Below are 20,010 nucleotides of genomic sequence, written 5' to 3' on the forward strand. Positions count from 1 at the left end.
GCTGCAACATAAGAATGGAGAAAATGATGGAAAAAATAGAGGCGAAGAAGCTTATATCTTCCTATAGAGAGAATGACCTATGGTTTGATGCAAATTATGGGATGAATATATATAAAGGATGTCCACATGGATGTATATATTGCGATTCAAGAAGTAGTTGTTATAATATTATAGATTTTGATAAAGTTAGAGCTAAAGAAAATGTATTAGAAATTTTAGAAAGGGATTTAAAATCCAAAAGAAAAAAAGGAATTATAGGAACTGGAGCTATGAGTGATCCTTATAATCCTTTAGAGAAAAAATATGAGTATACTAGAGAGGCATTAAAGCTCATAAATAAATATGGTTTTGGTGTTGCTATAGATACTAAGAGTTCCCTAATAACTAGAGATATAGATATTCTAAAAAAAATTCAAGAACATTCACCTGTTATAGTAAAGGTTACTATAACAACATTTGACGATAAATTAGGAAAATTAATTGAACCCAATGTAAGCACTAGTAGTGAAAGGTTTAAAGCTGTAAAAAAACTTAGAGATAATGGAATTTATACTGGAATTTTAATGATGCCTATATTACCTTTTATAAATGATACTGAAGAGAATATTAGAAATTTAGTTAAAGAAGGAGCTAAGGCAGGTGCTAAATTTATTTTTTCTTTTGGAATTGGTGTAACTTTAAGAGGAAATCAAAGAGAGCATTTCTTTAATAAATTAAAAAAATTATTCCCTAAAGATGATTTAGTTCATAAATATATAAATACTTATGGAGAAAGTTATGAATGTCCATCACCTAATTGGGAAAGCTTATGGAGTGTGTTTACTGAGGAATGTGAAAAAAATAATATTTTATATAAAATGGAAGATATAGTAAGAAGTTATAGAAAAAATTATACTGAAGAACAATTATCCTTATTTTAAATTTCTTTAGTATAGAAGTTAAATGCATAGGAAAAACTACTTGTAACAACTATACTAAGAGGTGTTTTAAGTGGGAAAGAGTAATAATATAAATAAGTTATTTTCAAAAATTTTTGGACCAGATAAGGATAAGCAGTTATCAACAAGAAAAAAGAAAGAAGCTTTAAGGTCTTATTATGGTGTAGTAGGTTTGGATGAAAAAATGTTAGAATCAAAATTTGGATCAGAGGAAGAAAAAGTTGAACTAGAAAAGAGAGTTAAAGTATTAATTGATGAAAATAATAAAAAATTAAGTCCTATGCTTCAAAAAGTAGTTAAGAAAACTCAAATTGCAATAAATGAAGATAATAAATAATAATACAATTCTATAATTTGGTAAGTAGAAGTGGTTCAGCCTATTTAGGGCTGAACTTTTTAGTTAAAGTACTTTTATTCAAATAGTTAACTTTAGCAATTAAATATAAAATAATGGTAAACAAGGGTGTGATTTGGGATGTAAAGTTTTTATATTTTTCATTAAATAATTTTAATTGGAATTTATAAGACTACTGATATATAATATATGTAATTATACGGGACTAGAAAAAATTATGCTATAAATTGCTAATATATTTAGAGATAAAATTAGTTTAATATTAAGCTTAAGTTATATTAAATTTAAAGAACATTGTAATTTCTAGTCGAAAGATAAAGTATTAAGGAACCAAAGTGTAGAGGGGTGTAAAATGAATTTTATAACTGAATTATTTAATCAATATGGGTATATAGTATTATACTTAGCATTGTTATTAGAACTTTTAGGATTACCTCTTCCAGGAGAAATATTAATGACTTATTGTGGATTTTTAGTTCTTCAAGGAAAGTTAAATCTTATTATATGCATCTTATTTGCTGCTGCTGGTATTATATCAGGAATAACTATAGCTTATTTTGTAGGGAAAAAATTAGGTGAAGGCTTCTTTCATAGGTATGGCGCAAAATTTCATATGGGACCAGATAAAATAGAAAAAATGACTAAAATGATGGACAAGTATGGAAATAAATTATTAATAGTTGCTTATTTTATTCCAGGGGTAAGACATATAACAGGATATGTTTCTGGAGTACTTAATATGGATTTCAAAAAATTTGCTATTAATGCTTATTTAGGAGCTATAATATGGCCAACTACATTTATGATAATTGGAAAAACTTTAGGTGGAGACTGGGGAAAGTTAACGAAAAGTATTAGTAAGTATTTAATAATTGGATGTGTTGTAATAGGAATTTTAATAATAATAGCCTATGCTATAAAGTATTATAGAGAACAAATAATGGACCTAATAGGTAGAATTATGAAATCTTACATAAGAGTTTTTAAATCATTAGAAAAGGTAAAATTTATAGTTTTAATATCAGCTACATTTTTTATAATATTTATAGGAGCTTTTGTTGCTTTAACACAAAGTCTTATATCTAATTATCTAGAAAGATTTGATATAGTGACAACATATTTAATACAACATATATTTACAGGGGATTGGATAAATATTTTTGGTCGTATAAACACTTTAGCAAGTGATAAAATAATTTTAGCAGTGACAATATTAATGATTATTTATGTTATAAAGGAAGATAAAGATAATCTTATAGAATTAAAATTATTAATTTTAACAGTCTTAGGAGGAAAAATTTATGCTGACTTTTTAAATTTTATATTTAATAAGTTTGGTGTTGTTCAAAATTCTATAGTTAGACATATTGTTTATATTGTACCAAATGAACAAGTGCTAATGACTGTTATTGTTTATGGTTTTATAGGTTTTGTGCTTACAAGGCATATGGAAAAACATAGATCAAAAAATATAATTGTATTAATTTTATTAATTATATTTATTTCAGCAGGATTAGGGGAAATAGTAATAAGACAAGTTAATCCAACAGAAATTATATTAGGTTATATATTAGGTGGTGCATGGCTAAGTCTTAATATAATTTTATTAGAGGTATTTAGAGTATTACAAAAAATAGGTAAAAATAAAATATAAACAAAAAAATTATGGGGATTTAGGAGTAACCCCATAATTTTTTTGTTTAATAAAGATATTTTTCTCTTAGGCTATTTATGTCTTCTTTATTTAAATTAAATTCATGTAGAAAATAATCTTCTATAGTTTCATATTTTGAAAATATTTTATTAAAGGCTGCGTTAAAATATTCTTCCTTAACTTCCATTATAATTTTAAAGATAGTTATTTTATCTTCTGTATCTAAGTATGCTTTATATTTTTCTAGAGTAGAATCATTATAATTTTTTCTATAAATATTACTAGCTAGATAATCTTCTTTAACCTTATCCATTGGAACACCTAAAAGGAGTAGTATTAAGGCTGAACCGATACCAGTTCTATCTTTACCAGATTTGCAATGATAGACAAAAGGTCTTATATCATCTTCTTTAAGAATTTCTAAAAGTGCTTTAAAGGCTTTATTTTCAAAAACCATATCTTTATAGGAATCCTCTAAAAAGTTTATTGAGTCGCTATTATTAGAAAGGAAAGATGATGAATTTTTTAAAAGATAGGCCATATCTAAATTACCATTAAAATTATCATTCATAGGCATAGCAGAAATATTTATATATTCAACATTTTTTATAGGCTTATCTTTTTCGTATTCAGCTTCTTGCTCAGAACGAAAATCTAAAATTTTTTTGAAATTAAGAGCTTCTAGATATTTTAAATCCTTATTAGTCAGAGTTGAAAGACTATCAGAACGATAAAATTTATTCCATTTAACTTTTTTTCCAAAGCTTGTCTCAAAACCACCTAAATCTCTAAAATTGCATGGTCCCTCTAATGGTAAACACCTTTCTGCTATTATGGCATTTTCAAAACCATTTGCTTCAAGAAGATAAAAATTACGAAGTTCCTCATTTGGATCTTTAAATTCTATGTTATTAGATTTTGTTTGAAGGAGTATTTTTTTATTTTTAAAATCTGGACTTATATCATAATAAACAGATAAATTTGTATTATCTAAATTATTATCAAAAGTTAATATTAAAGTGTTATTTTCTAATCTTTTCAATGTTAAATTTTTAAATTTTTTATTCATACAAATCCCTACCTTTATATTTTCTTTAGTTGTATTAATAAGTGTTGTAGATTTTACCAACCTCTACTATAAGATTCAAAACAATCAATACAAACTATTTCTCCATTTTCTATATGTGCTTTACATTCAGCCATTTCTTCACCACACTTAGAGCAAACTTCATTTTTAAAATGTCTAGCCTTTTCTGGTAAAGAAACCTTAACTTTTGAGAAGGATAATAATTCATCAATAGGTCCATTTAGAATATAATTTTGGAAGCTTTCTCTATCCATTCCATTAGAGTGTCCATGAAAATAAATTCTAATACTTTCATTAGTTGCTCTATTAAAGATGGAATAAACTTGTTTTCCTGTATTTCGATATATTAGATTGCCTTTTCCTATGGAACAGCTAAGAAGCACTTGAATTGCATCTACAGAACAAGAATCATTCTCGGCTATGCATACTAATTCTTCATCTTTAGAAGTTGAAATATTTAGCTTATCCATTGCAGCTTCGCATACTCTAACACCTATAGCTAGACCTGGACATTTGTGTCCATGAAATTTACTAGCTTTTTCCCATAAGTCATTAATCATACAAATAACCTCCTAAATAATAAGTATCTTATTTTAATTATATGACATAATGAAATATTTTTGTATCACAATTAATAGTATCTTGTAGAAACTATAGCACTATAAAGTGCATACTTTACGAAAATATTATATATGTATAGAATTTATAAAAAAGTGGACTTTAAATTGTTATTGAAAATATGATTTAGAGTTTAAACAAAGGATTAGAGGAGAGTATATATGTCATTTAATAATAATGAAAGAGATAAATTTTATATAGAAAAAATAAATGAAGTTAAAAAACTTATAAAGGAAGCTGACGCAATAGTTGTAGGGATAGGTGCTGGTATGTCTGCTTCTGGTGGAATAAATTATGGAGATTCTGAACTTGTAAAGAGGTGGTTTCCTGAATATTATGCTAAAGGATTTAGAGGACTTATGGAAATTCAATCAGTATTTTGGAATTTGTCAGATAAGAATGTTTTAGGATATTGGGGGTATTGGGCAAGGCATATAGATTATATTCGTTATAAGTCAGAACTCTTAGAACCTTATAAAAATCTTTATAAAGTTTTAGAAGATAAAAATTATTTTATTTGTACTACTAATGCTGATGGACAAGTGCAAAAAGCAGGATTTAGTAAAGATAAAATTTTTGCACCACAAGGAAATTATGATTCATTTCAATGTATAATTCCTTGTAATCATGAAGAAATATTTTATAACAAGACAATGATAGAGAATATGGTTAAGAGTATAAACGATAAATATGAGATAGAGAGTGATACTATACCAAGATGTCCTAATTGTGGAGAGTATTTAATACCAAATTTAAGATGTGATGATAAATTTGTTGAAAAACCACACATGAGGACTATTAAAGCATATGAAGATTTTATAAATGATAATATAGATAAGAATATATTATTTATAGAGTTAGGTGTTGGATTTAATACACCTGTTATAATAAGATATCCTTTTGAGAGAATTACTTATAATGCTAGAAAGGCTAAATTAATAAGAGTAAATAAAGGAATGGCAGAGGTACCTAGGGAAATAGCAGATAAATCAATTGCTTTAGACTTTGATATAAGTGAAGTTATAAAGGATATTATGAAGTAGTTAAAATAGAAATATATTAAGTTGCAGAACGTATATAATGTAAATAGAGGTGAAGAGTATGAAAGAACTTGATTTTTTAATAAATAAATTAATAGAAGAGGATGAGAAATATAAAGATATAAAGATTCCAAGAGAATATAGTGATAAAAAAAATTTATTAAGGGCACTTATGAATGTTAGAATGGCAGGAAATATAGATAAAGAGTTTTTAGAGGTGCAAAATAAGTTTTTGACAAAAGAGGTTAAAGAAAAAGGAGTAATTACCCTAGATAAAATAGAAACTGTAGATAATGAATTAGGAAGGTCAAAAGATAATAATCTTAATAAAAAACTTGGGAAAATTTCTATTTGGCAAGGCGATATAACTACATTAGCAGTTGATGCTATTGTTAATGCAGCCAATAGCGAATTACTTGGGTGTTTTGTTCCATGTCATAGATGTATAGATAATGCTATTCACAGTCAAGCAGGGATAGAGTTAAGAGAAGAATGTTTTGAACTAATGAAGGAACAAGGTCACTTAGAAGAAACAGGAAAGGCAAAAATAACAAAGGGATATAATTTACCTGCAAAACATGTAATTCATACAGTAGGACCTATAGTATATAATGGACTAACAGAAAGTCTAAGAAATGATTTAAAATCATCTTATAAGTCATGTTTGGAATTAATGATAGAAAATAATCTTAGAACTATAGCTTTTTGCTGTATATCTACGGGGGAATTTCATTTTCCAAATGGGGAAGCAGCTAAAATTGCATTAAAAACTGTTCTAGAATTTTTAGAGGAAAATGGAGAAAAAGTAGATAGAATTATCTTTAATGTATTTAAGGATATTGATAAAGAAATATATAGTGATTTAATTAAAGATTTAATTAAAAAGTAATTTAATGTCTAAAGAGAGAATGTATCAATAAAAGATGTATTCTTTAATTGGTATGCACAGGGATGTGAAATATACTTATTATGTATTAATCTACCTAAAAAATTTAAAATGATTAGAAAAATTTAATATTGCACTGTAATAATAAAAGCTAGTAGTTTGTACTCTTACTAGCTTTTGGAGAGACTAGATATTTTTGTGTAAATAATATTTTCTTATTGAAATAATACTGGAAATTTTAATATCCCAGTATTATTTTTTTACTTATTGGAATACTAAAACTAAGAGTTTTTTTCTTTTTTAGCATGTATTAAAAAATTATTTATTATATATTATTATTTTAAATGTACAAGCTTTTAAGCTAATTCATCATTTATTTGATTTTCAAACCTCAACATTAATTCGGTTAGCATAGCATCCCAATTAGGCGGAGGTTGAGTCTACTTTTCCATGATTTCTATTGTAGCTAAATAAACACACTTATTTAATGATTTATCAGTAGGAAAAATAACTCTAACCTTAGTAAACTTACAGATTTGATGATTAAATCCTTCTAAAATATTTGTAGTATAAATCATTTTTCTTATTTGCGGTGAAAATTCAAAAAATGTTGATAGATTCGACCAATTATTATACCAAAAATCAATTACTATAGCATATTTAGAGTGCCATTTCTCTTTTAACATATCTAATTATGCTAACGAAAGTTCCTCTATTGAAGCCTTATAGACTTCCTTTAGATCTTTCATAAATTCCTTTTTATCTTTAGATGCCACATATTTTATTGAATTTCTTATTTGATGAATTATACAAGTTTGAATATTAACTGACGGGAAAACGGTTTTTATTGCTTGTGGAAGTCCTTTTAAGACATCCATGTATGCAATAAGTATTTCTTTTACACCTCTATTTTTTAGGTTATTACATATTCCAAGCCAGAATTTAGCTCCTTCTGCTTCGTCAACCCAAATTCCTAATATATCTTTGTAGCCATCCATATCATAACCTAAGCATATGTAAACAGCTTTATTAATTATTTTCTCATTACTTCTAACTTTAAAATACATTGTATCTAAATATACTATAGGATATATACGGTCTAACAGTTTATTTTGCTATTCAACAGCACTACTTAATACTTTATCTGTAATTTTAGACACTATAGACGGTGAGATTGTAATACTATATAAATCTTCTATTTCAACTTGAATGTCACTAGTACTCAATAAAGATATTATTTTTTTATCTAATTCATTACATACTGTTTCATTTTTTTTAACTATCTTAGGTTCGAATTCACCATTTCTATCTCTAGGTATATTGAGATCAACATCTCCAAATGAACTTCTTAAATTTTTTTACTATGACCATTTTTATAATTGACTCTTTCAAAATCTTCATCGTTTAAACGTTGATATTTACTCCTTCCGAGATGTTCTTCTATTTCACCTTTAAGGATATTTTCTAATACATTTTTAACAAGTTTTTGGATTAAACCATTCTTGTCCATAACATCATCAATAGTTTACATTTTTTTATTTCTTCATTGTAATCAAAATTGCTATTTTTCATATAACCACCTTCAAATCAATTAGTTATGTTATTCTAAAAATACAAATAAATTATATAAAAAAACTCCATATAGAATTATTTTTACACAAATCTATATAGAGTCTTAGCTTTTATTATTAATTATTTTTGATTTACTACTTTTTTTATATGATTTTTTAATTTATTTATAATTGAATTTTTATTTGTTTGTGTATTTTGTGAACTTGAAATTGCACCATAACCTTGAGTTTGGATATTTTGTACTACATGATGTTGAGATCCTGTATCTAAATTAGCTGGATCATTAAAGTAATCCCATGAGCTATTAGGATCTAATATAACGTTAGAATTACTTGTAGAATATCCATGTTCATAAGCACCTGATGCAAATGTTGTATCTACACTAACCCATCCTGTTGAAGTTCCTAGAGATGGTAGATATACTTCATTCCATGCATGCCCATCATTCGGACCTGGATTGCCAGCCCATCCATTTATAACTCTAACTTGTATTCCTTCTGCTCTACACATATCTGCATAAAGTTCAGCAAATCCTAGACATATTCCAGTTCTATTATTAAAAGTATACGTAGCAGTTGATTGCTCTGATACATTTTCACCTGCTTCTAGTGCATTATCGACTGCATTATCATAAGTTATGTTTTCTGCAATCCATACATATATAGCTTTTGCTTTTTCTACATTTGTAGTAGCATTTGCACATATTTCATTAGCTTTATCAATTATTGCTTGAGATGTTTGATTATTTTGAGCTGTTGTTTGACCATTAATTGTCATTTTATTATCATTATAAGTTACTTTTCCCTTGAAATTATTTCCTGTTGTTTCAGAAAGATATTGTGAATATATATATCCTATTTGTCCATTATATGATACTTTATACCAGTGGCCACTCATACCTATTACATCAACTATTGTTCCTTGTGATAATGTTGCTAATGCGCCTGTATTATCTCCTGGTTGTTGGTTTAAAAATACATCGCTACAGTTTACGACTTGAGCTGTAAATAATGTTCCAGCTGTATTTGGAGAAGTATAAATTTCATTTGTAGCTCCTTCTTGTGTTATAGTTGGAATATTATTAGCTTCATAATTACCATTTGTCCACTGTCCATTTACTATAAATTTATATTGTATAGATTGTCCTGGAGCTGGTGCATTTATAGTAATACTCCATAGACCATTGCCTTTATATGTCATTTCTTGACCATGCCAATTTAAGTTAGTTGTTAATTTTACATTTGTATCAACTTGATCTTGATCATTATATGTTATGGTTATGGTATTATTAGAATTTCTAACACAATTTACTATTCCTTGGTAATTAGCTTCTGGAGAAGTATAAATTTCATTTGTAGCTCCTTCTTGCGTTATAGTTGGAATATTATTAGCTTCATAATTACCATTTGTCCACTGTCCATTTACTATAAATTTATATTGTATAGATTGACCTGGAGCTGGTGCGTTTATAGTAATACTCCATAAGCCATTACCATCATTAGTCATCTCTTGGCCATGCCAATTTTGATTAGTTGCTAATTTTACATTTGTATCAACTTGATTTTGATCATTATACGTTATGGTGATGGTATTGTTTGAATTTCTAACACAATTAACTATTCCCTGATAGTTATATTGTGTCGTAGCAAAATTACTTCTTTCAACTTTATCATTTTTAGTTATAGATCTTACTTGTTCTACTTTTTGAGTTGGATTAATATTGTTTAGTGTAATCATCTAAATTTCTCCTATTCTTTTATCTTTTGTTAATATTTTATCAACTTATATTAATATATTATTAACTTTAAATTTATTCAAATGACTATAATTAACATATTAGTGGAATTTAGAGATTTGATTGAATTGTTAAGAAATAATTCTAATTTTGATTGATGATTCATAATGTTTTCAAAAAATTTATATAAATTTAATATTTTTAAAAAATTTATATATACATGATTAATAAACATATAATTAAATTTTACAATAAAAATAATACTTTTATTTTTAGAAAATACTTACAATAAATTAATACTTAAATAGAGAAAAAAGAATAAAATTAGCTAAGAAATATAGGGAAAAATAAATATAAATGAAAAGAAGTTTTAATTGACAAATATTATCAATTAGAATATATTAGTAATATAGTAAATATTAATAAGTAGGGGGATGTATGTTATTAAAAGTATTAAATTTCATTTATAGTAATAAGACTTTTTCATCTAATATTATAGGAAAAGAATTAGGAATTAGTAGTGAAATGGTAGAATCTCTTAAAAAAAAGCTTGAAGAATTGGAACTAATTAAAAAAGAAGATTCTTGTGTGAAGGATAGCTGCAATAAGTGTACTTGTGGATGTTCAAGTAAATCTTTGAACAATACAGTAAATTGGATAATAACAGAAAAGGGATTAAAACTTTTAAAAATTAAAAAGGAGGCATGATTTATGGAAACTTTAGATATGAAATTTGTGGGGGATAAAGTAAAAGTAAAAAATCTTACTAAAGAAAGTTCTTTAAGAAAGAGACTTTTAGATATGGGAATAACACCTAAAGTAGAGCTTCAAATAACAGGTAAAGCACCAATGGGTGATCCAATAGAGGTTCAAATTAGAGGATATAAATTAATTTTAAGAAAAAGTGAAGCAAAGGCAATTATAGTGGAGTAATATTTATCTCTTTACTAGTGTCTGTAATATTTTAATTTTCTATAAGCCTAAGATAAATAGATACAGACACTTAGGTAACTTCTATTAAATTTTAGAAAGAGTCAAAACTCTATTTAAACAAAGTCTCAGTTTATATTAGATCATTGAAAGGAGAGGTGGATATGTTTATACCAATGAGTTTAGCTATGGAAGGCAATGATGTTAAGGTTAAAAAAATAGCTTTAAAAGATGAAATGAGTAAAAGAATGAGAGAGCTTGGATTAATGGCAGGTAATTCTATAAAAATAATTAAAAATGATGGGAAGTCATTGATTATAGCTATAAATGACAGTAGATTTGGAATAGATATGAATTTAGCAAGAAAGATATTTATAGAAGAGGTTAGTTAAAGTAAAAAGTATGTGATGGAAATTAGGGAATAAGATAAGTTATTTTAATTGGGAATTTATATTATTCAATTGATAATGATAATCAATATTTAGGGGGATTTTATGAAAACAATAGCCTTAGCTGGGAATCCTAATTGTGGGAAGACAAGTATATTTAATTTATTAACTAAAACTAGACAGCATGTAGGAAATTGGCCTGGTGTAACAGTAGAAAAAAAAGAAGGGATTTTATCCTTTAAGGGAGAGGAATTTAATATAGTTGATTTACCTGGAACTTATAGTCTAGGAGCATATTCAGAAGATGAAATAGTTGCAAGAAATTTTATAATTAATGATAGACCAGATTTAGTTCTTAACGTAGTTGATAGCAGCAACTTAGAAAGAAACTTATATTTAACAATGCAACTATTAGAAATGGATATTGATGTAGTAATAGCATTAAATATGATGGATGAGTCAAAAGAAAGAGGCATAGACATTAATATAGATTTGTTAAGCAAGGAATTAGGAGTTAAAATAATTCCTACATCAGCCATTAAAGATCAAGGAATTAAGGAGTTAATAGAGGTTATAACAAAAGAAAATACTATTAAAAAGAAACCTATAACTTATGGAGAAGAGTTAGAAAAGTATATTTCTATCATTGACGATAGTTTAAGAGCAAGCAATATATTTTTAAAATATTCATCTAGATGGTTTGCTATAAAGTTATTAGAAAATGATGAATATATTAAAAGCATGATTAGAAATGAAAGTACAAGTCATATTGAAGAAACCTTGGTCAGTTGTTCTAAAGAAATGGAAGATGAGTTAGGTTTTGATGGAGAAATAGCTATAGTTGATAAAAGATATGAAATTATAGCTGAAATAGTGCAAAAGGCAAAGGCAGTAGTTAGAAAAGATAATGAAGAGCTTACTTTAGGTGATAAAATTGACAGAATTGTAACTAATAAGTATTTAGGTATACCCATATTTGCTATTATAATGTTTTTACTTTATGAAATAACTTTTACTGTAGGAGCTACATTACAAGAATATGCAGAAACTGCTATAACTTTTCTAGGTGAAAAAGTAGTAGGGATCATTGAAAGTATTGGTGCACCACCTTTGCTCATAAGCTTTATGGAAGAAGGAGTTTTTGGAGGGATAGGAGCAATAGTTTCTTTCTTACCATTAATTATGGTTATGTATTTATTAATAGGAATTCTTGAAGATAGTGGGTATATGGCTAGAGCTGCTTATGTTATGGATAGACTTATGAGAAAACTTGGTCTACATGGAAAAACCTTTGTTTCAATGATAGTTAGCATAGGATGTAATGTTCCTGGAATAATGTCAACAAGAACATTGGATAATAAGAAGGATAGAATGATAGCTATTCTTATAAATCCATTTATATCTTGTGGAGCAAGGTTACCTATTTATGCGTTATTTATAAGTGCATTTTTTCATAAATATGAGGCAGTAATATTATTTTCTCTTTATGTTCTAGGAATTATAGTTGCTTTAATATGTGGAAAAATATTTAGCAATACTTTATTTAAAGGAGAAAGTTCATATTTTGTAATGGAATTACCTACTTATAAAGTTCCATCAATTAGAAATATATTATTATTAATGTGGGATAAGGCAGGTTCATTTTTAAAAAAGGCAGGGGTTTTAATATTACCAGCAATGATAGTGTTATGGTTTTTAGGAACTTTCCCTATGGGGGTAGAACCTTATAGTGAATTTTCTTATTTAGGAAGAATAGGTAGTTTTATAGCTCCAATATTTAGTGGAGCTGGATTTGGAACATGGCAAGCTTCAGTTTCTTTATTGACAGGAGTATTAGCAAAGGAAACAGTAATTGCCACTATGGGATTAGTATATTCTACATCAGCGGTATCAGGAGATTTAATAGGAGCAATTCAAGGTGTATTTACTCCATTAAGTGCAATTAGCTTTATGGTGATGTCTTTATTATATACTCCTTGTTTAGTAGCTTTAGGAGCTATAAAAAGAGAAACAAATTCTATAAAATGGACTTTATTCTCAGCTGGATATACATTCTTAGTAGCACTAGGGCTTTCAACATTAATATATCAACTAGGGAAAATAATAATGTAATAATGATAGTAAAGTAGTTAAATTGCAGAAATGTGAGTTAACTACTTTTTTATACTTTTACTTATAGAAGATAAGAGTCTTACAACCTCTAGCTATGATATAAAATAATTAGGAAAGAGATAGTTATTTAATATAATATCTATTTTGAAGTATAATTTAATGAAGAATATAAAATTTAAAATATATGAGGTATGAATATGAAAGAATTAACTTATGAATTAGAAAATTTTAATATAGATTATTTTTTTAAGCAGTATGAAAAGGATTTTAAGTACATATATTATTCCTTGGAAAATGAAAATATTGAAGGGTTAATAGACATATTTAACCTAGAGGATTTATCAGTACAAGCAAATAACTTAGAGAGAAAAGCCATGGAGATTTTAGAAACAGAAAATCAAGGGATATTTTTATTATTAGGTGCAGTAGCTGATGAAGAAGTAAGATATTATAGATTTATAGATGGAATACAATACAGAATAAGCCTTGGAGAAGTTTATGAAGCCTCTGCAGAGAGATTTCATGATTTTGAAACAAGAGAAGATTTAATAAACATAGGTAATATAAACTTTAATGTAGAAAGTTCTATTGGATTAGCTATAAATAAAAAGGGGAATAAGCTTTTTATAAATTTTGCTGAAATTAATGAAGATGGGTTCTTAGAGTATATATATGATATTGGTTATATGGAGGACTTAGTTTTAAAATATTTATCAAAATTCAACTTTTAAACAGTTGATTTAATAGTATTATCTTATTTTATATTATATTTAATTAAATTAATTCTATATTTTAGAAGATGTATATGTTTTATAAATGGTTAAAAGTTAGTATAATTAAATAATTAGAAAAAAGGAGTTTGATGAGTGTGGAAGAAAAATTAAAGCTTTTAAAAGAGGAATTAGAGAAAATAGGGAAATTAAATAGTTCTTTAGCTCTTATTAGTTGGGATATGCAAACTAAAATGCCTAAAAAAGCTATAGAGCAACGTTCGGCTATTATAGAGTATTTAGCAGGAGAGATGTTTTTATTAAAAACTTCAGATAAAATGGGAGCAATTACAGAAGAACTTTTAAATAATAAGGATTCTATGGATGATGTTCAAAGAGCTATGGTAAAGCTTGCTAGAAAAGAATATGATGAAACTAAAAAAATACCAGAACAAAGATATAGAGAATTTATTATGGCAGCAGCTATATCAGGAAACGCATGGCATGAAGCAAAAGTGAATAAAGACTTTGAAATATTTAAACCTCATTTAAAGAAAATGATTGATTTTAAAAGGGAGTTCGTTGAATATTTAGGTTATGATAACAATAAATATGATACTTTATTGAATCAATTTGAAGAGGGATTAACTGTTGAAAAGCTTGATAAAATATTTGAAGAAATGAAAATAGGAATATTAGAGCTTTTAGAAAAAATAAAAAAAGGCAATAAAAAAGTAGACAAAGATTTCCTATTAGGGTATTTTGATAAAGAGCCTCAAGAAAGATTTTCAAATTTTGTTTTAAAAAAGTTAGGTTATGATTTTGAGGCAGGAAGAATTGATGAAAGTGAACATCCATTTACCACTAGTTTCGGTAATAAAGATGTTAGAGTAACTACAAATTATAATAATCCAGAATTAACTTATGCATTGTTTAGTGCTATACATGAAGGAGGACATGGGATATACGAACAAGATATTCCTGATGAGTTTGTGTGGACAGGCTTAGATTCATCTTTAGCAATGAGCATACATGAATCACAGTCAAGATTTTATGAGAATTTAATAGGTAGAAGTAAAGAATTTTGGGAGTATTTCTTAGATTATGCTAAGTATGAGTTTAAAGAGCTTAAGGATGTATCATTAGAAGAGTTTTATGAGGCAATTAATGTGGTAGAACCAACATTAATAAGAACAGAGGCAGATGAATTAACTTATAATCTTCATATAATAATAAGATATGAAATAGAAAAGGATCTAATAAATGGCGTTTTAGATATTGATGATGTGAGAGATGCGTGGAATAATAAATATAAAGAATATTTAGGTATATGTCCAAGTAATGATAGTGAAGGAATATTACAGGATATACATTGGTCAGATGGTTCCTTTGGATATTTCCCAAGTTATTCATTAGGAAATCTTTATGGAGCACAAATGCTTAACAAGATGAAAAAAGACTATAAGGATATGTATTTAGATATAAAAAACGGTGAGTTTTCAAAGGTTCATAATTGGTTAAATGGGAATGTTCATAAATATGGAGCAGTGTATTCACCAAGTGAACTTATAAAGAAAATAACAGGAGAAGAATTAAATCCTAAGTACTTTTTAGATTATATAAATGAAAAATATAAAAAGATATACTTACAATAGATTATGAAACAATTAAAATATTGATAATGGCATAATTATAGGAGATTAAATTCAACAAAGTATTTTATAATCTTGAACTATTTCATAGCTCTTATTTTAGAATTATGAAATAGTTCATTTTAGTTGGAGTTATTGTTAATTAAATATACTAATGTAACAATAATAGAAAAAATAAAAAGTGATATTACATTACTGTATTTTACTAAAAAAAGAAAGTCTATTATAGGATTATTCAATAAAAATATAGATACTAGATAAGTTAATTTAGATATGCTACACTATTGGAAAACAATGTATTGCTAATTTGAAAGTAGTATTAAAGGGGGAAGAGGTGGATAGTTTTATGGCATTTATTAAGTTATTAGTTGGTTACATGTTTATCATAATTGCAGCACTTCTAAATATAATTTTTTTAGCACCATTTGCATTTTTATTCAATATAACAGATATACGTATAATATTACCGATAATTGGATATTTTATAGCAGGATTAATACCTTATATGATAGGGGTAATTTTTCTTTTGTTTAAAGGTAAAAAGTATGTAATTTCAATTTTAAAAGTAATAATAGCAATACAAATAGTGATATATGTACAGTGTATATATTATGTTTTTATTTTGTAAAATTTAAAGCATTTAATAGATTATGATATGCTCCCTTTATAGTATACAGTTGAAATAATAAAAATTGCTACTATGAAGGGAGTCTATTTTAGTTGAGGATTATTTTAATTTATATTTTAAGACAAAATCAGCATTTTCAATAGGGCAATATTCTAATAAATATTTATTTTCAGCTGGAAAGTAACGTCTTTGGTATTTATTTTTTATATCTTCTAAGGAACCTATATAGCTATCTCTTACTAAAACTCTATTTAGTCGAACTTCTTGTGGCACATCGAGATAAATTACGAAGTCTAAATAATTTCTTAGTTCTTTCCTTTGTAAAAATACTCCTTCTAGTATTAAAATAGAACCATGTGGGATATAAAGAGATTGAAGAATATACTTATCATTTTCTTTATCATATAATTCTATTACTTTATTTATTTCATTTCCTTTTTTTATAGGAGATAAAATTTCTTCTACTAAATAGTCATATCTCCATTGTATATTGTAATAACAGTACCACTCTTCCTTTGTACTATCATATCTAATATGCTTAGGGTGTATAAAATCATCAATATGTAAAATATAAGTAGGATAATTTTCCTTTTCTAATTGTAATTTTAATGAGTTGACTATAGTGCTTTTACCAGCTCCCCCTAAACCATCAATTCCAACAATATAAATTTTTTTAGAAAGGTCTTCAGTTTTTAATTTATTTAATAAACAATTCATTTAATATTTCTCCTTTCTAGATTCTTATATATTTATTACTTAGTATTTTATCTGATGTAATACTCCTATCTTATATAAGTAGGAAATAACAGCCTTACTCTTCTAGGTAAGGATCACTAAGCGTTCAGATGTAAGTCTGCGTTTATAATTATATGATAATATAAGGTTATTTCCAAATATTTATTACATACTTAATGGATATTAATTTTTTTATTATAGAAATTAGAGGCGGATTAAATTTTTTAATAGTATTATTAAATACAGAGATAGTTTATATATTCTTTACTTATAAGACCTATAAATAGAATGTAAAGAGACTTAATAGAGAGATAAAATAATGGTATAATTTTCATATGGATAATAATAGAGTACAAAACAGAGGAGATAAAAAATGGCATATGATATGATAAATCACTTACAGATAATTATAAATACAACAAGTGAAGAAGATATTTCAGTTAATATAGCAAAGGCACTATTGGAGAGTGTATATAATGATATAGAAACTTTGACAATTGGAGAATTAGCAGAAAAGGCTCATACCTCTGTGTCTACCATAAGTAGATTTACGAAGACTTTAGATTGTGATAGTTTTAATGAACTAAAGAAAAAGTTATTACAAAGAAAGAAGTTAGGAAAAGAAATAATAGAAGATAGTTTAGAGAATATGAAATTTGACAATCATAATGATAGAGAAATTTTAGATAGTTTTGTAAACTCTATGACCTTAGATTTAAAAAACTTTATAGAAAACATTGATTTAGATGAAATTGACGATTTAATAGAGCTTATACATAATTATGAAAAAGTCAATTTCTTTGGAATACAAATAACAGGGGCTTTAGTTGAACATCTTCAATTTCTATTCTTAAATATGGGGAAATTTATAAATTTTAAAGCACAGGAAAAAGAACAAGAGGAACTAGCAAAAATGACAGATGAAAATACCTTGTCCATTATTTTTTCTGTGGATGGCAATTATCTTCATACTAAAGGTTCAATGTTTTATGATATAAAAGATAATAAAGGAAATGTAGTTTTAATTACTCAAAACCCAGCCCTAAAGTTATCTAATAAATGTGATAAGGTTATTTACCTTGGAGATTATAACAATGCGAAAAATGGAAGATATAAATTACAATTATTTTTAGATATATTAGCTAATAGATATTTTCTAAAATATAAGGAAGAAATAAAAAGTTTAACTTAGGAATATTTTAAAATAGATTAATTTTCATTTTTTGATTTTTAATTCAAATGTAGAAAATCCTTTCAGAGATAGAAGGCGATTCTACATTTTTTTTATGTTAGGATTATATTAAAGAAAGAATTACAAGTAATAAAATGATATGAATTACTAGAAGGGTGGATTATTATATGAATAATTTAGGATTTCCAAAGGAATTTTTATGGGGAGGAGCTTTAGCTGCTAATCAATGTGAAGGTGCATATTTAGAAGGAGGAAAAGGTCTTAGTAATGTTGACCTTTGTCCAGCTGGTGAAAATAGATTTAATGTTATGTTAGGAAATATAAAAGAGTTAAAGCCATTAGTAAATGAAAGTTATCCATCACATGAAGCAATTGATTTTTATCATAAATTTAAGGAGGATATAGCTTTATTTGCAGAAATGGGATTTAAATGTTTAAGAATTTCTATAGCTTGGTCAAGAATATTCCCTAATGGAGATGATAAAGATCCAAATGAAGAAGGGTTAAAATTCTATGATGAAGTTTTTGATGAAATGATAAAGCATAATATTGAGCCTGTAGTTACTATATGTCATTTTGATTTACCTGTTGCTTTAATAGAAAATTATGGTGGTTGGACTAATAGAAAATTAGTTGGGTTTTATGAAAATTATGCAACAACATTATTTAAGAGATATAAGGATAAAGTTAAATACTGGATGAGCTTTAATGAGATTAATATGTTATTACACTTACCATTTATGGGAGCTGGAATTAGATTTAAAGAGGGAGAAAATCCAACAGAAGTTAAATATCAAGCAGCACATCATGAGTTAATGGCTAGTGCTTTAGCTACTAAAGCTTTAAAGGAAATAATCCCTAATGCTATGATGGGATGTATGCTAGCTGCAGGAGCAGTTTATCCTTATAGTTGTAATCCTGAAGACGTCCAAAGAGCTATGGAAATAGAAAGAGAAAATTATTTATTTATAGATGTACAAGCTAAAGGAAAGTATCCTGGCTACGGAAAGAGATTTTTTAGAGAAAATAATATAAATATAAAAATGGAGGATGGAGATTTAGAAATACTTAAAAATAATACAGTAGATTATATTGGATTTAGTTATTATTCAAGTAGATGTGCAAGTGTTGATCCAGCTTTATTAACAGATGGTAATGTATTTGCAACAGTTAAAAATCCTTATTTAAAAGCTTCTGAATGGGGATGGCAAATAGACCCAATGGGATTAAGAATAACTTGTAATCAGCTTTATGATAGATATGAAAAACCTTTATTTATAGTAGAAAATGGCTTAGGTGCAGTAGATAAAGTTGAGGAAGATGGTCAAATAATTGATGATTACAGAATAGAGTATTTAAGAGAGCATATTAAGGAAATGAAAGAAGCTATATTAGATGGAGTAGATTTAATTGGATATACACCTTGGGGATGTATTGATTTAGTATCAGCATCTACTGGAGAAATGAAAAAAAGATATGGCTTTATTTATGTAGATAAAGATGATAAAGGCAATGGAACTTTAGAAAGAAAGAAAAAGAAAAGTTTTTATTGGTATAAAAAAGTAATAGGTTCCAATGGTGAAGAGATTTAATTATAGAACTATTTCAAAGCTTGATGAAATCAAGCTTTGGGATAGTTTTTTTTTTATAAGCAATTATTGAAAGGGTAAAAGACAAAAAGAAATAAAAAAGTAAATTAAATTTGTATTTATAATACAATTTATTAATAATTTATGCTATTTATGTAGGAAAATGTAATAGCATGTTATAATGTTTA

18 protein-coding genes and 1 pseudogene are annotated in these 20,010 nt (G+C 26.5%); 14 read left to right on the forward strand and 5 right to left on the reverse strand.

The genetic code is table 11. The annotated features are described in order from the left end of the window. The first annotated feature begins 26 nt into the window (after positions 1 to 26). From ARA19_RS07015 to ARA19_RS07025, 3 genes are all read left to right on the forward strand, one after another. Entirely contained in the window at positions 27 to 920 is an 894-nt protein-coding gene (locus tag ARA19_RS07015; RefSeq protein ID WP_055070257.1) for an SPL family radical SAM protein, read from the forward strand. 70 nt (positions 921 to 990) lie between these two features. After that, a complete protein-coding gene (locus ARA19_RS07020; RefSeq protein WP_055070258.1) occupies positions 991 to 1,275 on the forward strand; it encodes a hypothetical protein in 285 nt (94 codons plus the stop codon). 370 nt (positions 1,276 to 1,645) lie between these two features. Then, positions 1,646 to 2,947 (forward strand): DedA family protein, encoded by a 1,302-nt coding sequence (locus ARA19_RS07025; protein ID WP_055070259.1) that lies wholly within the window; start codon positions 1,646 to 1,648, stop codon positions 2,945 to 2,947. Positions 2,948 to 2,993: 46 nt separating this feature from the next. Here the strand turns inward: ARA19_RS07025 and ARA19_RS07030 are convergent, their stop codons facing one another. Together ARA19_RS07030 and ARA19_RS07035 are read right to left on the reverse strand one after the other, a co-directional pair. Beyond that, positions 2,994 to 4,016 carry a tyrosine-protein phosphatase gene (locus tag ARA19_RS07030; protein ID WP_147574372.1) on the reverse strand — a complete coding sequence of 341 codons (1,023 nt, stop codon included), beginning with the start codon at positions 4,014 to 4,016 and terminating at the stop codon, positions 2,994 to 2,996. A gap of 53 nt (positions 4,017 to 4,069) precedes the next feature. Further along, positions 4,070 to 4,594 carry an FmdE family protein gene (locus ARA19_RS07035; protein WP_055070261.1) on the reverse strand — a complete coding sequence of 175 codons (525 nt, stop codon included), beginning with the start codon at positions 4,592 to 4,594 and terminating at the stop codon, positions 4,070 to 4,072. Positions 4,595 to 4,813: 219 nt separating this feature from the next. Between ARA19_RS07035 and ARA19_RS07040 the strand changes: the two genes are divergently transcribed. Both ARA19_RS07040 and ARA19_RS07045 read left to right on the forward strand, forming a co-directional pair. Next, entirely contained in the window at positions 4,814 to 5,695 is an 882-nt protein-coding gene (locus ARA19_RS07040; protein WP_055070262.1) for an SIR2 family NAD-dependent protein deacylase, read from the forward strand. Between the two features lie 58 nt (positions 5,696 to 5,753). Continuing rightward, the gene (locus ARA19_RS07045) at positions 5,754 to 6,581 is read left to right on the forward strand and encodes a protein-ADP-ribose hydrolase (RefSeq protein WP_055070263.1); all 828 of its coding nucleotides are present in this window, start codon (positions 5,754 to 5,756) and stop codon (positions 6,579 to 6,581) included. 353 nt (positions 6,582 to 6,934) lie between these two features. On the opposite strand, the pseudogene ARA19_RS07050 reads toward ARA19_RS07045, so the two are convergent. Together ARA19_RS07050 and ARA19_RS07055 are read right to left on the reverse strand one after the other, a co-directional pair. Further along, positions 6,935 to 8,150 (reverse strand): annotated as a pseudogene (locus ARA19_RS07050) (IS256 family transposase). 120 nt (positions 8,151 to 8,270) lie between these two features. After that, positions 8,271 to 9,887, reverse strand: a complete 1,617-nt coding sequence (locus ARA19_RS07055) for a transglutaminase domain-containing protein (protein WP_055070264.1) — start codon at positions 9,885 to 9,887, stop codon at positions 8,271 to 8,273. 436 nt (positions 9,888 to 10,323) lie between these two features. Here ARA19_RS07055 and ARA19_RS07060 point away from each other — a divergent pair, with 436 nt between their 5' ends. The 7 genes from ARA19_RS07060 to ARA19_RS07090 all read left to right on the forward strand — a co-directional run bounded on the left by ARA19_RS07060 (position 10,324) and on the right by ARA19_RS07090 (position 16,306). After that, positions 10,324 to 10,593 (forward strand): hypothetical protein, encoded by a 270-nt coding sequence (locus ARA19_RS07060; RefSeq protein WP_055070265.1) that lies wholly within the window; start codon positions 10,324 to 10,326, stop codon positions 10,591 to 10,593. Between the two features lie 3 nt (positions 10,594 to 10,596). After that, a complete protein-coding gene (locus ARA19_RS07065) occupies positions 10,597 to 10,818 on the forward strand; it encodes a FeoA family protein (RefSeq protein ID WP_055070266.1) in 222 nt (73 codons plus the stop codon). A 161-nt stretch (positions 10,819 to 10,979) separates the two neighbouring features. Continuing rightward, a complete protein-coding gene (locus tag ARA19_RS07070; protein WP_055070267.1) occupies positions 10,980 to 11,207 on the forward strand; it encodes a FeoA family protein in 228 nt (75 codons plus the stop codon). A 102-nt stretch (positions 11,208 to 11,309) separates the two neighbouring features. After that, complete coding sequence (gene feoB / locus ARA19_RS07075) at positions 11,310 to 13,316, forward strand: ferrous iron transport protein B (protein WP_055070268.1); 2,007 nt, start codon at positions 11,310 to 11,312, stop codon at positions 13,314 to 13,316. Positions 13,317 to 13,513: 197 nt separating this feature from the next. Then, on the forward strand, positions 13,514 to 14,047 hold the full coding sequence (locus ARA19_RS07080; RefSeq protein WP_055070269.1) for a hypothetical protein: 534 nt from the start codon (positions 13,514 to 13,516) through the stop codon (positions 14,045 to 14,047). Between the two features lie 131 nt (positions 14,048 to 14,178). Next, a complete protein-coding gene (locus tag ARA19_RS07085; protein ID WP_055070270.1) occupies positions 14,179 to 15,681 on the forward strand; it encodes a carboxypeptidase M32 in 1,503 nt (500 codons plus the stop codon). A gap of 343 nt (positions 15,682 to 16,024) precedes the next feature. After that, positions 16,025 to 16,306 (forward strand): hypothetical protein, encoded by a 282-nt coding sequence (locus ARA19_RS07090; protein WP_055070271.1) that lies wholly within the window; start codon positions 16,025 to 16,027, stop codon positions 16,304 to 16,306. A gap of 99 nt (positions 16,307 to 16,405) precedes the next feature. Here ARA19_RS07090 and ARA19_RS07095 read toward each other — a convergent pair whose 3' ends face one another. Next, entirely contained in the window at positions 16,406 to 17,023 is a 618-nt protein-coding gene (locus ARA19_RS07095; protein WP_055070272.1) for a nucleoside/nucleotide kinase family protein, read from the reverse strand. A 391-nt stretch (positions 17,024 to 17,414) separates the two neighbouring features. Between ARA19_RS07095 and ARA19_RS07100 the strand changes: the two genes are divergently transcribed. Both ARA19_RS07100 and ARA19_RS07105 read left to right on the forward strand, forming a co-directional pair. Beyond that, complete coding sequence (locus ARA19_RS07100; protein WP_055070273.1) at positions 17,415 to 18,233, forward strand: MurR/RpiR family transcriptional regulator; 819 nt, start codon at positions 17,415 to 17,417, stop codon at positions 18,231 to 18,233. A gap of 167 nt (positions 18,234 to 18,400) precedes the next feature. Continuing rightward, the gene (locus tag ARA19_RS07105) at positions 18,401 to 19,825 is read left to right on the forward strand and encodes a 6-phospho-beta-glucosidase (protein WP_055070274.1); all 1,425 of its coding nucleotides are present in this window, start codon (positions 18,401 to 18,403) and stop codon (positions 19,823 to 19,825) included. Positions 19,826 to 20,010 lie beyond the last annotated feature (185 nt).

It is taken from the genome of Clostridium massiliamazoniense, assembly GCF_001403635.1.
Lineage (GTDB): Bacteria > Bacillota > Clostridia > Clostridiales > Clostridiaceae > Sarcina > Sarcina massiliamazoniense.

Coding starts and splice junctions, on each gene's coding strand:
- ARA19_RS07085 (WP_055070270.1), top strand. CDS start 14,179: ATGAGTGTGGAAGAAAAATTAAAGCTTTTAAAAGAGGAATTAGAGAAA.
- ARA19_RS07060 (WP_055070265.1), top strand. CDS start 10,324: ATGTTATTAAAAGTATTAAATTTCATTTATAGTAATAAGACTTTTTCA.
- ARA19_RS07045 (WP_055070263.1), top strand. CDS start 5,754: ATGAAAGAACTTGATTTTTTAATAAATAAATTAATAGAAGAGGATGAG.
- ARA19_RS07055 (WP_055070264.1), bottom strand. CDS start 9,887: ATGATTACACTAAACAATATTAATCCAACTCAAAAAGTAGAACAAGTA.
- ARA19_RS07015 (WP_055070257.1), top strand. CDS start 27: ATGGAAAAAATAGAGGCGAAGAAGCTTATATCTTCCTATAGAGAGAAT.
- ARA19_RS07035 (WP_055070261.1), bottom strand. CDS start 4,594: ATGATTAATGACTTATGGGAAAAAGCTAGTAAATTTCATGGACACAAA.
- ARA19_RS07025 (WP_055070259.1), top strand. CDS start 1,646: ATGAATTTTATAACTGAATTATTTAATCAATATGGGTATATAGTATTA.
- ARA19_RS07030 (WP_147574372.1), bottom strand. CDS start 4,016: ATGAATAAAAAATTTAAAAATTTAACATTGAAAAGATTAGAAAATAAC.
- ARA19_RS07070 (WP_055070267.1), top strand. CDS start 10,980: ATGTTTATACCAATGAGTTTAGCTATGGAAGGCAATGATGTTAAGGTT.
- ARA19_RS07065 (WP_055070266.1), top strand. CDS start 10,597: ATGGAAACTTTAGATATGAAATTTGTGGGGGATAAAGTAAAAGTAAAA.
- ARA19_RS07080 (WP_055070269.1), top strand. CDS start 13,514: ATGAAAGAATTAACTTATGAATTAGAAAATTTTAATATAGATTATTTT.
- ARA19_RS07095 (WP_055070272.1), bottom strand. CDS start 17,023: ATGAATTGTTTATTAAATAAATTAAAAACTGAAGACCTTTCTAAAAAA.
- feoB (WP_055070268.1), top strand. CDS start 11,310: ATGAAAACAATAGCCTTAGCTGGGAATCCTAATTGTGGGAAGACAAGT.
- ARA19_RS07105 (WP_055070274.1), top strand. CDS start 18,401: ATGAATAATTTAGGATTTCCAAAGGAATTTTTATGGGGAGGAGCTTTA.
- ARA19_RS07090 (WP_055070271.1), top strand. CDS start 16,025: ATGGCATTTATTAAGTTATTAGTTGGTTACATGTTTATCATAATTGCA.
- ARA19_RS07040 (WP_055070262.1), top strand. CDS start 4,814: ATGTCATTTAATAATAATGAAAGAGATAAATTTTATATAGAAAAAATA.
- ARA19_RS07100 (WP_055070273.1), top strand. CDS start 17,415: ATGGCATATGATATGATAAATCACTTACAGATAATTATAAATACAACA.